General features: G+C 43.9%; 12 protein-coding genes. 10 read left to right on the forward strand and 2 right to left on the reverse strand.

Annotation, left to right across the window (positions count from 1 at the left end; translation table 11 throughout):
* The first annotated feature begins 34 nt into the window (after nt 1-34).
* Entirely contained in the window at nt 35-1,948 is a 1,914-nt protein-coding gene (menD, locus tag QUA07_RS10350; protein ID WP_333324706.1) for a 2-succinyl-5-enolpyruvyl-6-hydroxy-3-cyclohexene-1-carboxylic-acid synthase, read from the forward strand.
* A 44-nt stretch (nt 1,949-1,992) separates the two neighbouring features.
* Here menD and grxC read toward each other — a convergent pair whose 3' ends face one another.
* Nucleotides 1,993-2,307, reverse strand: a complete 315-nt coding sequence (gene grxC, locus QUA07_RS10355) for a glutaredoxin 3 (RefSeq protein WP_333324708.1) — start codon at nt 2,305-2,307, stop codon at nt 1,993-1,995.
* A gap of 251 nt (nt 2,308-2,558) precedes the next feature.
* Between grxC and QUA07_RS10360 the strand changes: the two genes are divergently transcribed.
* Nucleotides 2,559-2,774, forward strand: a complete 216-nt coding sequence (locus QUA07_RS10360) for a hypothetical protein (RefSeq protein ID WP_172188518.1) — start codon at nt 2,559-2,561, stop codon at nt 2,772-2,774.
* Between the two features lie 173 nt (nt 2,775-2,947).
* Here QUA07_RS10360 and QUA07_RS10365 read toward each other — a convergent pair whose 3' ends face one another.
* Nucleotides 2,948-3,814 (reverse strand): WYL domain-containing protein, encoded by an 867-nt coding sequence (locus tag QUA07_RS10365; protein ID WP_333324710.1) that lies wholly within the window; start codon nt 3,812-3,814, stop codon nt 2,948-2,950.
* 97 nt (nt 3,815-3,911) lie between these two features.
* Between QUA07_RS10365 and cas3 the strand changes: the two genes are divergently transcribed.
* From cas3 to cas6, 8 genes are all read left to right on the forward strand, one after another.
* On the forward strand, nt 3,912-6,104 hold the full coding sequence (gene cas3, locus QUA07_RS10370; RefSeq protein WP_333324712.1) for a type I-D CRISPR-associated helicase Cas3': 2,193 nt from the start codon (nt 3,912-3,914) through the stop codon (nt 6,102-6,104).
* A 281-nt stretch (nt 6,105-6,385) separates the two neighbouring features.
* Nucleotides 6,386-6,580: a hypothetical protein gene (locus QUA07_RS10375; protein WP_332980042.1), complete on the forward strand. Its 195-nt coding sequence runs from the start codon at nt 6,386-6,388 to the stop codon at nt 6,578-6,580.
* Between the two features lie 210 nt (nt 6,581-6,790).
* Nucleotides 6,791-7,240 carry a type VII toxin-antitoxin system MntA family adenylyltransferase antitoxin gene (gene mntA / locus QUA07_RS10380; RefSeq protein WP_333324714.1) on the forward strand — a complete coding sequence of 150 codons (450 nt, stop codon included), beginning with the start codon at nt 6,791-6,793 and terminating at the stop codon, nt 7,238-7,240.
* Nucleotides 7,237-7,668 (forward strand): type VII toxin-antitoxin system HepT family RNase toxin, encoded by a 432-nt coding sequence (gene hepT, locus QUA07_RS10385; RefSeq protein WP_333324716.1) that lies wholly within the window; start codon nt 7,237-7,239, stop codon nt 7,666-7,668. Before mntA ends, hepT begins: the two co-directional genes overlap by 4 nt.
* A 3-nt stretch (nt 7,669-7,671) precedes the next feature.
* Nucleotides 7,672-11,232 (forward strand): type I-D CRISPR-associated protein Cas10d/Csc3, encoded by a 3,561-nt coding sequence (cas10d, locus tag QUA07_RS10390; RefSeq protein ID WP_333324718.1) that lies wholly within the window; start codon nt 7,672-7,674, stop codon nt 11,230-11,232.
* Between the two features lie 69 nt (nt 11,233-11,301).
* Nucleotides 11,302-12,315 (forward strand): type I-D CRISPR-associated protein Cas7/Csc2, encoded by a 1,014-nt coding sequence (cas7d, locus tag QUA07_RS10395; RefSeq protein ID WP_333324720.1) that lies wholly within the window; start codon nt 11,302-11,304, stop codon nt 12,313-12,315.
* A gap of 5 nt (nt 12,316-12,320) precedes the next feature.
* Nucleotides 12,321-13,028, forward strand: a complete 708-nt coding sequence (gene cas5d / locus QUA07_RS10400) for a type I-D CRISPR-associated protein Cas5/Csc1 (RefSeq protein WP_333324722.1) — start codon at nt 12,321-12,323, stop codon at nt 13,026-13,028.
* Nucleotides 13,029-13,155: 127 nt separating this feature from the next.
* Entirely contained in the window at nt 13,156-13,992 is an 837-nt protein-coding gene (gene cas6, locus QUA07_RS10405) for a CRISPR-associated endoribonuclease Cas6 (protein WP_333324724.1), read from the forward strand.
* The last annotated feature ends 251 nt before the right edge of the window (nt 13,993-14,243 follow it).

The raw sequence follows: 14,243 nt of genomic DNA on the forward strand, positions 1-14,243 counted from the left end.
TATATCATAAAAATATCATCGCCAAAACAACCAAATGCTTGACTTTCGCAACACAAATACCGTCTGGGCTTCCGTATTAGCAGAAACTTTGCAGCGGTTGGGATTAACTACCGCCGTGATTTGTCCCGGTTCGCGATCGGCACCGCTAACAATAGCCTTTGCTCAAAACAAAAAAATAGAAACTATTCCCATACTCGACGAACGTTCAGCTAGTTTTTTTGCATTAGGAATTGCCAAAAAATCCTATTTGCCAACCGCACTAATTTGCACATCGGGAACCGCCGCAGCCAACTTTTATCCCGCAATAATAGAAGCGAGAGAAAGTCGAATTCCGCTGCTAATATTCAGCGCAGATCGCCCTCCAGAACTGCGGGACTGTCACGCCGGACAAGCGATCGACCAAGTGAAAATCTACGGCAATTATCCCAACTGGCAAGCCGAATTAGCGATACCTTCTGCGTCCAGAGGAATGCTAGACTATCTGCGGCAGACGATCGTGTATGCTTGGGAGCGATCGCAATTTCCAACACCAGGCCCCGTCCACCTCAACATCCCGTTTCGCGACCCGCTTGTACCCGTTCCAGACATAGCCGTAGAAGCTTTAGAAACAGAATTTAATCCCGAAGATTTCTTTGCAGGATTAGAACCCATTTTCGCGGGAGAAAGCTCTACCCCCCCCAGCCCCCCCTTGTTAAGCGGGGGAGAAGAAAGTACCATGCAACAGTGGCCAAAGTGCAGCAAAGGGATTATTATTGCAGGCGTTGCACAGCCTCAATTTGCCGAAAAATATTGTAGTGCGATCGGCCAAATTTCCAAATCCTTAAACTGGCCAGTTTTAGCAGAAGGACTATCCCCCGTCAGAAACTACGCCCAACTCAACCCTTATCTAATTTCCACCTACGATTTAATCCTGCGAAACCGCGAACTAGCAGATAAATTAACCCCAGAAATCGCCATTCAAATCGGAGACTTACCCACAAGCAAAGAACTGCGAAACTGGCTAGACAAAACCCAACCAAAACGCTACATAATCGACCCCAGCCACCACAATTTCGATCCGCTACACGGCCAAACAATTCACCTGCGAACCTCGGTAGAAAATCTCGCAACTAATCTCGCAACTATATTAACTCTTGTCCCCCCCCTTATTAAGGGGGGGTTAGGGGGGGATCGAGCCCCTGCTACCACTAATATCTCCCATCAAATCCCCCCCCTGACGAATGGGGAATCAACTCTTGTCCCCCCCCTTAGCAAGGGGGGGTTAGGGGGGGTTCTAACCTCGGCATCCAACGAATACCTCCAACTTTGGCGCAACACCGAAACCCAAGTCAGACAAACAATAGACCAAAAAATATCAACAATTAACCACATAATCGAACCCAAAGTTTCCTGGCTGCTTTCCCAAATTTTGCCACCCGAAACACCGATATTTATTGCCAACAGTATGCCCGTCCGAGATGTCGAGTTTTTCTGGAAGCCAAACCACTTAGAAATAAAACATTTTGTCAATCGCGGCGCTAACGGCATAGACGGCACATTATCAACAGCTTTGGGAGTTGCTCACCGCAATCAAAGCAGCATCATGCTAACAGGGGATTTAACACTTTTGCACGATACGAACGGTTTTTTAATTAAAAATAAATTTGTCGGTCATCTGACAATCATATTAATTAATAACAACGGGGGCGGAATTTTTGAAATGTTGCCCGTTGCCAAATTTGACCCGCCCTTTGAAGAGTTTTTTGCCACGCCGCAGCAGATAAATTTTGCTCAGTTGTGTGCAACTTACGGCGTGGAACACGAGGTAATTGAGGATTGGGAACAGTTCAAACAAAAATTAAGTTTTTTGTCAAATAGCGGGATTCGCGTCTTAGAATTGCAAACAGACAGGCGCGCCGATGCTAAATGGCGGCAAGATAATCTAAGTAAATTTGCCAAAGATTTGTAAATTGGTAGGTTGAGCAGGTGGAACGAAACCCAACCTACACTAATTTAAACTGCTGGTTGAGCTAGCAGCGCATCTAACTCTCCATCTGCATCGAGTTTGTGAATGTCATCGCAGCCGCCTACGTGTTGGTTATTAATGAAAATTTGGGGCACGCTGCGGCGTCCTTTAGCGCGATCGGCCATTGCTTTTCTAGCCGCTTCGTCGCCATCAATTTTGTATTCGGTGAAATTTACGCCTTTCCACCACAGCAAAGTTTTGGCGCGGATGCAGTAGGGACAGGTTTGCCAAGTATAGATTTCCACATTGGCTTTGATGCGATCGGGCTTGCGGCCCAAGATGGGATTGAGAAAATCAAGCATTTTCGGTAGGGGGGTAAGGGTGGAACTCATTTAGAAATCATACCAAGTGTATAAATTCCGCTGGTATGGGCGCATCTGCCAGAGGTGGGTTTTAAGCTGTCGGGCGATCGCCCTGTGACCCAAATCACAACTTTACTCTACTCGGATCACTTGCTTTCACCCCTGACAATCACCTTCGCGGCCTCATTAATATCACCGATCTTTTGAGGAAACCAGAAGATGATAAATATATCGAATTCAACCGCACTGCCATGCACCCCGTACAACTCCTCCCCGGCGCTATCTCTGAAATCCTCGCTTCTGTAACCGATACAGGCGTTTTGACTCTGGCGGATCGCTACGGTTTGATGGCCGCCACCTTCGATGACTCTCTGAATGACGAAGACAGAGGCTGTGTCAACCGCTTGCTGCGGGCGGTGCTTAGAGGCCGAGTCCAAGTAGTCAACGAACTTTCAGCAGCATTCTAATCGGGACTTGAAGTTTTGTTCTGAAGGCAGGGTGAGTCAGCGGTAGATAAAAATAGTGGAAACTCAGGCAGGAGTGGAAACAGCGGTAATTTGAATTCGATTTAAAGTTTTCTCCTCTAACTCAACAACGGTTTTTTTGTCAAAGCAGCCTTTACCGGCTGCTTTTTTTTGATCTAATCGCGGATTTCCAGGTTGTACTGGCGGCAGAGGGCGATCAGTTTTTGTTGGAAGCGATCGCGCACGCTGTCTGGAGAGGCGATCGCGCAATCTTCCCAATAGGGGGCAATTTCGCGGAAAAACCAGAAGGTATTGAAAATCGGACGGGTGACTCGTCTCATTGGCGGATCGCCTTCTAAGTCGCTGACTTCCACATCGCCTTGCTTTCGTCTGTAGTTAAAGGCAAGCCTGCCGAATAAGTGAAATTCTACGGAAATTCGATCTAAATCGGGCAACCAAGTTCGATCGACCGAAATCACCGCAGCATCTTCAATGCGATCAAGCAGCAGCGTCCAGTTGTGTTCGAGTCCAGGTACGTCTTGATTTCCCTCAGATTCTTCGCAGCGGCACATTAAATACTGTCGTTTTTCAATAGGAACAATCCGAGCGTGTAAGACTGTGTAACTCCAAAGGCGATCGGCTGCATCTCGATAGGAAAGGCGAAATGGTTGGTGTCTGTGGATAAAATTATCGATTTTTTGCCGCCAAGTAGGTAATGGGTTGCTCAAAAACCGATCGATTTCAGCCCGGAAGGGGAGAGTTAGTTCGCTGCGATCGCTCAACAATTGGGCAATTGCCAGCGCTTCATCAATTTTACCCAAGTCAAGCAATTGCTGTCGGGCGAGGTCTAGGGCTTGGATGCGGGTTTGGGGCCAGTCGTGGTTGGGGGCGATCGTCAATTGGCGGCGGGCGATCGCTTCTATCAGTTTGGATATGTTCGGGCGATCGCCCCACGTCTTCCCGAATTCTTGGGCCAAGGCTTCCAACTCAGTTTTATCTCGTTCAGAAACCGATAGGGTGATCGATTGACCTTTGCGACTCATAAATGTACGGACACTTTATCTTGATACAGGGTTGATTATCTCTATTGTCGGTGTCAATATGGGGAATATCCACTTTCTACGGACACACTTTCAGCATATGTCCGACTACCAAATTACCCTCAAATCCGTTTATTCCTGTCCCGCTGCGGAGATTCCCCAGGGAGTCAAATTACCGGAAGGTTGGACACTTTCTTGGCATCAACTCGAAACTTTAAAGGCAATTCGTGATCCGAATATTGATGTCATTATCAATACGGCGATGACTGGTGATGGCAAAAGCTTGGCGGCTTATCTAGAAACACTTCTCCAAGGAATAGTCCAAGGGTATTACAATGTCATTGGACTGTACCCAACAAATGAACTAGCTCGCGACCAAGAAATCCAAATTAAGCAATACATTGAGTTGTTTAAACTCGTTGATGAATTGCGAGTTTCGAGACTGAGTGGCCCAGAGTTAGAAATTTACGCCGAAAGTGAAAACATCAAAAAGTGGGAAGCGATCGCCACTCGCACTCAGCAATCTGAAATAATTCTTACCAATCCTGACATTTTTCACTACCTCCACCGCCACGCTTATTTAACTCCCAAAGATAGTCCGAATAAGCTGTGGAGTCCGATCGATACTAGATTCGAGTTATTCATTGTTGATGAATTTCACGTTTGCACGGCTCCGCAAACTGCCAGCATTATCAACACGATGCTGTTGATTAAGCACACCAACCGCCGCAAAAAGTATCTATTTCTGTCAGCAACACCAGACGAACAATTAATTCAGCTTTTACAGAAAGCTGGTTTTCAACCGAAGATTATCGATCCGCTGACCGAGAAAAAATATCGGTTTCCAGATACAGCCAGCCAAAAAAATGAATTACAAGCAGAGGGATGGCGGCAAGTATCGCGAGCAATTTCTTTAACTTTCATTTCTCTGGAACCTACCTATCAAGCTACGGAAACTTGGCTTTGGGAAAATCGCAATTTAATCGCTGATTATTTTCAGCAGCATCCGGGTAGTAAAGGAGCGATTATTCTCAATTCAATTGCAGCCGTCAAGCGTCTCACTCGCAAATTTAAGGAATTCTTGTATACTCTCAGAGTTGAGGAAAACACGAGCTTGACAGGGAAAGGGGATAAAGAGCGATCGCTCGAAGCTGACTTAGTTTTGGGAACTAGCACAATAGATGTCGGCGTTGACTTCCAAATTAATTTCTTAATTTTTGAATCAGCCGATGCAGGTAGCTTCATTCAGCGCCTGGGAAGGCTGGGACGGCATGACGGTTACGAAAAAAATGGCAAAAAGATAGCATTTAATCACTTTACAGCTTATGCTCTGTCACCCAATTTTTTAGTAGCAAGATTGTTTGAAGAAAAAGATGCACCACTAGAACTAGGCGGAATTTACGATCGTCCTAACTTTCACGCTCAAATCCGCGACAACTACCGCAAAATCAATGATTTCCGAGGCTATTACAAACGGTGGGCCGGGGTGCAGTCAGTTTTGCTGAGCAGCAGTCAAGGATTAGCTCACGAAACCATCAAACAGGAATTTGCAGAAAGTCATAAAGCATTTAAGAAAGATTGCGAACAAGTCTTTGACACCAGTTTGGGAAGGGTGAGAGGTTGCGTCAAGAAATGGACAATAGAATGGCAGGAGTTATCGAAACAAAAAACTGGAAATCCCATTGCCGAAGATGCTTGCAGTTTTCGAGGTTCTAGTTCTCTTCAGTGCGGTTTGTACGACCTCACCGAGCGAAACGAAGCAGACCGCTTTAAGACCTACGATTTGCCGGGAATTTTGAGTAATTTGGAAATTGAACCTATGACAGAATCGGTTTATATGCGACTGCTGCAAGAGACAGCGGAACGCACAAGTCAACCCATCCCTAAAGGACGATTTGAACGCTGTTTAGCCTTTATGAAATTGCAAGCTTATCGAGAGGAACGAATGAATTGGAAATTTATCTATCCCGGAGATTTGGGGGAAGTTGCAGATGCTTGGAAAGTGCAAGTTCTGTTGGGTATTCAAGTTTTGCAGCCTGGAAATCGCTGGATTAATGAAATTAACAAGCGGCTGAAATTGCGGGGTTTGGTGAGTTACGTCATCCGCTATCCGGTGCAGGAAGCTAAAAAACGGTTGCAATTACCCATGCACTTTCAGATTTACCCAATTGACGAGTCTGGTCGGCACGAACCCGGAGCACCTTACTCGGTAGCATTCGGCCAGTCGGCCCTGCTTTTGGATACTCTCGCTTATCGGCTCAAGAGTAAGGGAGGTGAGGTGTGGATTGGTTGAAAGCTTAAGCCCTGATAGGGATTTGGGTTAGTGAGACGGAGAGGAAGCTTACGCCAGTAAGTGCAGACGTATTCGTTTCAATCCCTGATAGGGATTTAGACCAAGTATCTTTTTGGTCTTACCCCGCTCAAATATAAGGGTAACACGCGGTAGAGGACAAGTTTAGTAAATACTGACATATTCGACTGTTGTATAAGTCTGAACTTTAATTTTTTAAGCGATCCCTTGATTTGGCATATGGACAGGTGTTAGCGTCAGATAAATATAGTTAGGAGGATCACATGAGTAAAAAACAGCGAATTTTGCAACTTCTGTTAGACGGAAAACCTCACTCCAAAGAAGAGTTGATACCCATAACTCACAGGTTCAGTGCGGCTGTCGAGTCGCTCCGCAAGGATGACGGGTACGACATTGAAACTGTTCGCGTTGCTCACAATGTTTACGTCTACCAGATGGCGTTAGCCAAGAGTGCCTAGTTTTATTGAGACTCTTTACTTCTAAAAGAGTCTCTGCATTCACAAGGGAAGCTCATCGGTAGCTTGCGGCGTTAAGTACAGACATAGGTAGTCTCAACCCCCAAAAAATGGCTGGTTCAGTCACTTGTCAACAAAACTGCAAACTCTGAAGAACTTTTATTCTGCGGGAGCTTCCCTTTTCTTTCTACAACCTAATTTTTCACAACTGCTATGAACACTCAATCTCTATTTGATATGAAGATCCTTGATTCACAACTTCAAGAAAAAATTCCTTACCTCAAAATGTTAGTTTTGTTTGGCTCTAGAGCCACAGGAAAAACTCATCCTAAAAGTGACTGGGATTTTGCCACACTCTATGATGAAGACAAACGGAAAGCTTGCATTGGAAAGCAGGCTTTTGCTTGGTTTGAGGTTCCTCAAAAACTCGGCGATTTTTTTGAAATCAACAGTGATGAAATAGATGTTGTTGAGTTAAATAGATGCTCCTCAATTATTGCTCATTTTATCGCTCGTGATGGCAAGGTTTTGTATGAAAGCGAACCGGGAGAATTTGAAAAATTCAAACAAAAAGCTTTGATGAGCGATTCAGAATTGAAGGAAACAGAGTGGGAGCTTCGGAATAAAATTGAGTTGTTTTTGAAGAAATGGGATGTAGTATGAGTATTGAACCTACAGTTGTTTTAAGCAGATTGGAGTTTATTGGTAATTATCTTCTGGAATTAAGGCGATTTCGAGGAATGAGCTTAGAAGATTACTTGAGTAGTTTTGACCATAAAACAATTTCGGAGCGAATTATGGAATTAATTTCTCAAGCTGCGATCGATATCAACGAGCATATCCTAACTCGCGACAAAAATATTCAGCCTCTATCCAATAAAGACTCTTTTGTCAAGGCTGGACGATATGGAATTATCACCCCTGAACTTGCGACAGATTTAGCACTGTCAGCAGGACTCCGTAATATTTTAGCTCACCGATATTTGGAGATAAATTATGTAGAGCTATTCAATGGTATTCAAGCAGCATTAACTCAATATCCGATCTATATCCAACAAATCACTGAATACCTTAATTCTAGGAGGAAGTAGAAAATGGCCAAGAAGAATAAACCAACCGAGTCAGAATTTATACAACTATCACTTTTTGACGCACCACAGAATTTGAATGTTGAACAGTTTGATGATTTGGAAGAAGATGATTTGGAAGAAGAAGACGATGATGATTTGGGGTTGAGTTTTGAAAGTACCGATCGCGATATTGAGCCGCCCCAACAAGAGTTAATTACCGTCAAGCTTTTGCGATCGGCAATCTTGGCTCAAAATCCCGATGACCCCATCATGGCTGATTTTGCCGAGTATGTTCTGCCAAATCTGCTGCGAGTGGCGATCGGCGTTACTGCTAAAGGCGGTAAATGGATCGAAGCCAAGGAACAGGAACTTGCAGCAAAAGGCAAAGTAATGGACAGGAGAAATGCCGCCGATCAATCCCTAAATACTCATTTACTTAACGGACTTTTCCCCGCTAATTTAATCGAACAGCGCTTGGAAAAATTAAATACAACCGTTAAGCGGGTGATTCGCAAACCGGAAAGGCGACTGCTGGTAGCAGCTTTTATTCTGCACGACTTTGAGAAATTTGATTACAGCAGATTTCCCCAAATGCCACAGAAATACAAAGATTTCCAAAAAGACAAGGAACAGAAAATCCGTAAGGTATCTATAGCCGAACATCGAGAAATTATTGATGTCATAATTCGAGATCTCACTCTCGATCGCTTAATTAATCCCAAAGATCCAGAAGCTTATCGCGAGTATCTAGACGATTTGCTTTGCATTGCCTACAACGCTCAAACTCGGTGGGACACGAACTGGAATTTTTCTGTACACAGCGGGCTCCAGCCTAAACTAACAGGGGACAAGTTGGTTGAATTAGCAAAATTGGCTTGTCTGGCCGATCGTTTGGCATCCATCGTTAAACATCCTCAAGATGCTCTCAAACCGGGTTTGAACAATCTCATTGGTCAAGTGAGCGACAGACAACTAAAACTCTCTTATCACAGTATTGCTGAAAATCGCGGTGTACTAACCAATATTGTTAACAATGCTCTGATAGATGCCTATACTGGTCGTCATATTTCAGATTGCGAACACTATCAAGAATTTTGCAAATATAACACGTTACCAGGAATAGCTGGGTTACAAGCTTGTTGCAAACACTACGATCCCTTTTCCAGGTATTATGAACCCCTGTTGTATTTGCCGACAGGTATCATTTACTTAACGCACCGCAATGCTCCAACGGTAACAGTTGACAGTATACCAGAGCGAGTAGTTAATAACATCAAATCGCTCTGTTCCCAAAAACTGCAAGAAAGGCAAACAGGATTTAGCCGAGATGGTAAAGGCATGAAATATGCCGATTACTACAATTTATTCTTTGACATCCCAGCTTTAATGAAAGTTGGTTTAAGTGCAACTATGAGAATTCTCAAAGATGGTAAAAAGCCTGTTTCTAAAGAACGCAGTGATAATTTGATAAAATTTCAACAGAAACAAATTTTATCGGCCGATTATGACTTCCGGTTTAAAGATGACATTCGCATCGACCAGATTGCCGAGTTTGGAGACTTAGCAAGCCGGAAAATTTGGGGAGACCAAGTTAATAAAATGGAAGCAGAACGCAAAAAGCGGGAAGCAGAACGCAAGAAAGATAAAACTTTACCCGCACTGGGAGTAATTGAGTTAACCCCAGAAAAGTTAATTCACCAAGTTGCTGAGTTATGGAGTCTTTCAGAGTTTCTCCCACCCCTTCGCGAAATTCAGAAGATTAATAAAAGGCTGAAGGAACACAAACTAAAAGGCAATACAGGTGGCGTTCCCTATGAATGGTACTACTTAGCTGCTAAGTATTTAGAACATCACCCCAGTATTGAAGACGTGCGTCCTGTTTGCGAGAAGTTAATTGCAGATATTGCTACATTAATTCAGCCAATACTTTCTCAGTACAACATATCTGATGGTTGGGAAGACTTGCGGCTGTGGGTAACGCGAGTTGTGATGTTGCCAACTCCTGAACCCGAACCAATATCTGCTCAGCTTTTCTTAGATGAATTAGAGCGTTATCAAGCTGCAAAAAAATCGGGACGGGGAAAACAATTAATATGTTCGATTTCTCACTCGGCTTATACCGTTACCGAACAGATGGAGTCAGCGGTTTTATTCACACCGCAAGTTTATACTAACAAGCAAATGTTGGGAGGGTCGAATGCTAAACGCAATATCTCCAGTATTGCTGGCATTGAAATGATGCTGCGACAGATTTTAATGAGCCAAACTCAGGAAATAGGAGGACGTTTTGAGGATGCTAAATACCGATACCTATACTTTTACCCAACTTACTACTGCACTCCTGAAACTAACCATTTTTTGCATCAAGCTTATGATGAGATTTCCCAAACTCGCTTTGATACGGGAGTTCGCAATCACTTTATTAGCAAGGAACTTAAAGCTAACTTTGAACTGAGTCGTTATCAAAGCGTTGATATTTTTCATCTCGATCGGAAAAGTGAAGCTAAAAGGGATAAAACTTTCAAACTTTCCTATCCTGACAATCAACCGCTGACTTTTTACTTTATGGCATTGCCTCCCGAAAAGAAAGGTAAAGATAAAAAGATAACCGATACTGAATCTTGGATTATGCCAGCTTGGCTAGCTTTTGCTTTTCCCATGATTCTAGATGTAAAAACCGTGGTTTCAGAGTCGCCAATTCCGCCTTTTAACGACGGTGCGGAATTTGAAGAAAGCGTATTTCTTGACAGTGCGCCCCAAGCTTTTAGGGTGTTGACAAATCGCGATCGCTTCCGCCTCGACTACATCCTAGAAGGATGGGAGGAAAACGGCAAATCTTATCCTGCACCTTTGAATGTGTTAACTGCTGCTTATGCGATTCACCTTGATGTTAATGCAAAACAAGGGAAGTCCGGTTATGACTCCAACTGGGGAAAATTAACTGAACTCGCCGCTGATTTTGAAACCAGCCCTCTTTATGTGTTTAGCTACCTAAATAAGTGGGTGCGGAAACAGAAAAATGAAACGGCGTCAATTCAAAAAATCAAGCTTTATGCTTATCATTTTTACCCTTGCTTTGACTCCTATGCCCGCTATAATCACGAAGAGGAGAGATTGACTGTGACAACCGAATCAAGTTTAAATCACCCCCAAAAACTGACGGAATTGTATCGCCGATTTTACCGTGCAAGTAAGCGATATAATCCCAAGGCAAATGCTGTGCTGAAACCGATTGATATTGCTGCTAAAACTATCCTGGAAGCCGATCGCACTTTTTCTTTAGTTGTTGTTGTTGCTGCTGAAGTTTCAAAGCTAATGGATCGCGTTCACGCTTCTACTGCTGAAGGGCGCTGGATTTTTAGCAAGCGGGAGGAAGAACGAGAGGCAATTTTAGAATTTGCTCGCTACTTTGTTGAGGATGTATTTGAGCAGTCTTTCGCGGGCGATCGGGCTCGTTTAGCCGGCCGCCAAATCAACCTAATCCGAGATACCTGCGAATTCCTTTATCGTTTAGAGAATGACAAGGAAAATCGGGCGCGAGATGACAAATCTCCTGACGAATCTCAGGAAGAAGGTGACGATTAAAGCTGAATATTTTGTTTCATAGGCTACACGCAAACAACCAAACTAACATTTTTACATAGGACACAAATCATGACTTTCTTGAAAACAGTTGACTCTCAATGTTTCCACGCTAACATCCCTTACAAACCAATGGGTAAATATGTACATTTCCTGACTGTGCGAGTCACCGAATCTTATCCCCTATTTCAGACCGATGGAGAACTGAATAAAGCGCGGGTGAGGGCCGGAATTGAAGACCAAAAACCTATCAGCCGCCTTACCATGTTTAAGCGCAAACAATCTACACCAGAACGTTTAGTCGGTCGCGAGTTGCTGCGTAACTATGGTTTTATGAGCGCTGAAGATTGCGAATACAATGTCAAGTTTGCAATGAATAATCCTGATTGCATTATCTACGGATTTGCGATCGGTGACTCGGGTTCAGAAAAATCAAAAGTAGTAGTTGACACAGCATTTTCAATTACCGCTTTTGATGAATCTCACGAGACGTTTACCCTCAATGCTCCCTTTGAGAATGGCACAATGGCATCTAAGGGTGAAGCAGGTTCCAAACCAGGCGAAGTTACCAGTCGCATCAATCAGCAAGACCACATCAAACCCCAGATTTTCTTTCCTAGCATTGTCACCCTGAAAGACCCTACAGAAGCTAGTTTTTTGTATGTTTTTAACAACATCCTCAGAACGCGGCACTATGGCGCTCAAACCACCCGCACAGGTCGAGTCAGAAATGAGTTAATTGGTGTTGTATTTGCCGACGGCGAAATTACCAGTAATCTCCGCTGGACGCAAGCAATTTACGATAAATTGCAGGGTGACGATAAACTTAATTCCAACAACCCTCTCAATGAAGATGATGTGATTATGGCTGCTAGGGCTGCTATCCAAACGTTACTGTCTGAGGAATTTATCGTGCATGAAGACTTTATTGGGGATAAGTTTACACCATTAGTGACAGAGGTTAAAGCTGTTATTGGCAATGAAGATGAACTCAAAAAAATGTTGAAGAAAGCCGATGACGAGGCTAAAGCTTACGCGAAGAAGCATATCAAGGGTAAGGCAGCAGCTACAGCAGCAGCGGAGTAACAACAATGGCTTTTATTTACCGCTGTCAAATCGAGTTGCACGATAGCCTTTATTTTGCAACTCGCGAGATAGGGAGACTTTACGAAACAGAGCCTGTAATTCACAATTACGCGCTTTGTTACGCCCTCGGTTTGGTGGATAGCGAAATCTATTCCACCACCGTTGCAGAAGAAGATTCCTATCGCTATTTCTGTCCCGAACAAGTTCCTAAATACGAGCAACATTTAACGGCGCTCAACCAACAGGGGATTTATGTTACTCCGGCGCGATCGATCTCCCACTCCTCCACTCTCAACACTTGGAAATACGCCAACAACAACTATCACGTTGAAATGGAGAAAACCCAGAAAAATATCCCTAGTTTTGGGAGAACTAAAGAAATTGCGCCGGAAAGCAAATTTGAGTTTTTCATAATCTCAGAGAAGTCTCTGAAACTGGCTAAATGGATTCGTTTGGGAAAGTGGATGAGCAAAGCAGCCGTCGAAATCGTAGAACAGAAGGAAGTGAAGCGATCGCCCTCAGAAACAGACTTCATCTTTCCCTATCTTCTCAACCCTCTAGACGTGATGTTTTCCCATCAAGTGATTAGCTACGATGTGGTTAATATGCCCCCAGTTAGCCTCATCCAAAATGTCAAAATGCTAGGGCGATGTTACGACTTTGACCAACTCAAAATTCCGGCGTGTATGGAATACCGCTTTGGAGCCAATTAATAGGAGGCAGATCCTCTAGAAATGCGTTCCCAGGTTCTACCTGGGAACGAAAAACGAGAAATGAGAAAACGAGAAACCAGGGAAAACCTCTCGGCTAATTCACACCTCTTTTAACCATTAACCAATTATGCCGCACAGCCTAGTCCTCAACATCCTCCCCCTGGCCCCAATTCCCCCCGGATACCTCACCGGAAGACACCTGCACGCCCTCTTCCTCACCCTCGTGAGCTCCGTTGACAAACAACTCGGCGATCGCCTCCACGATGCCACTGCCCAAAAATCCTTCACCCTCAGCCCTTTGCAAACTAAAAAATGCCCATTCAAAAAACACCATTTCCTGCAATGGGAACACACAGAACCGATTCCAGAACATACCCTCTGTTGGTGGCGGATTACTCTGCTTGATGACACTTTATTCGGCAAATTAACTAATCTTTGGCTGAATCTCAATCCCTCGAAGCCGTGGCATCTGGGCCCCGCCGATTTGATGATTACTAAGATTCTGGGAACGCCCCAAGTAGATCAGCCTTGGGCTAATGCTTGCGATTACTCTCAATTGTACGATCGCGCTTCCGAAACTAATCGCTTAATTGCCTTCAGTTTTGCGACTCCTACTACCTTTCGGCAGGGAAAATTTGATTCCGTGATTCCTACTAGAGACTGCGTTTTTAACAGTCTCCTCAGTCGGTGGAATAAGTACAGCCCGATCGCAATTCCCGATCAGTCATTCGATTCACTTTTTTCGACATTTGTCAATATCAAAAGTGAAAGATTGACTAACTATCAAAGCGATTTTGTCGGCATGGTTGGGGAGGTTAGTTATCGGATTTTGGGAGATGTGGAGCCTTTAGTGATTAAGCAAATTAATGCTCTGGCTGATTTTGCTGTTTACTGCGGGGTGGGGAGGAAAACTCCGATGGGGATGGGAATGACTAGGCGGATTGGTGTTAATAAGAGTTCTTGATAACTCAACGTAAAACCCATAGTCCGGCAAGGGTTGAAACCCCTGCCTCAAAGCTAAAGTCCTCTTAAGAGGACTGCAAGTATGAATGATTAAATTACTTATTCAGTCGGTTTCAATCTTGGTGCTTACTGTTACCCATAAGCTCAAAATATCATCAATGATTAAATTACTTCTGGGTCTTCTGGGTTGGCGGTGATAAGAAAGACTAATTAGAAAAGCAAGCTAATAGTCGATCTCGAAAATTGTCAAAA

Origin of the sequence: Microcoleus sp. T3_A4 (assembly GCF_036700465.1) — a bacterium.
In the GTDB taxonomy this organism is placed as follows: Bacteria; Cyanobacteriota; Cyanobacteriia; order Cyanobacteriales; family Microcoleaceae; genus Microcoleus.

Bases quoted from the DNA above. Each gene is read 5' to 3' on its own strand.
- QUA07_RS10375 (WP_332980042.1), top strand. From the start codon at position 6,386: ATGAGTAAAAAACAGCGAATTTTGCAACTTCTGTTAGACGGAAAACCT.
- grxC (WP_333324708.1), bottom strand. From the start codon at position 2,307: ATGCTTGATTTTCTCAATCCCATCTTGGGCCGCAAGCCCGATCGCATC.
- cas7d (WP_333324720.1), top strand. From the start codon at position 11,302: ATGACTTTCTTGAAAACAGTTGACTCTCAATGTTTCCACGCTAACATC.
- cas10d (WP_333324718.1), top strand. From the start codon at position 7,672: ATGGCCAAGAAGAATAAACCAACCGAGTCAGAATTTATACAACTATCA.
- cas3 (WP_333324712.1), top strand. From the start codon at position 3,912: ATGTCCGACTACCAAATTACCCTCAAATCCGTTTATTCCTGTCCCGCT.
- QUA07_RS10360 (WP_172188518.1), top strand. From the start codon at position 2,559: ATGCACCCCGTACAACTCCTCCCCGGCGCTATCTCTGAAATCCTCGCT.
- hepT (WP_333324716.1), top strand. From the start codon at position 7,237: ATGAGTATTGAACCTACAGTTGTTTTAAGCAGATTGGAGTTTATTGGT.
- menD (WP_333324706.1), top strand. From the start codon at position 35: ATGCTTGACTTTCGCAACACAAATACCGTCTGGGCTTCCGTATTAGCA.
- cas5d (WP_333324722.1), top strand. From the start codon at position 12,321: ATGGCTTTTATTTACCGCTGTCAAATCGAGTTGCACGATAGCCTTTAT.
- cas6 (WP_333324724.1), top strand. From the start codon at position 13,156: ATGCCGCACAGCCTAGTCCTCAACATCCTCCCCCTGGCCCCAATTCCC.
- QUA07_RS10365 (WP_333324710.1), bottom strand. From the start codon at position 3,814: ATGAGTCGCAAAGGTCAATCGATCACCCTATCGGTTTCTGAACGAGAT.
- mntA (WP_333324714.1), top strand. From the start codon at position 6,791: ATGAACACTCAATCTCTATTTGATATGAAGATCCTTGATTCACAACTT.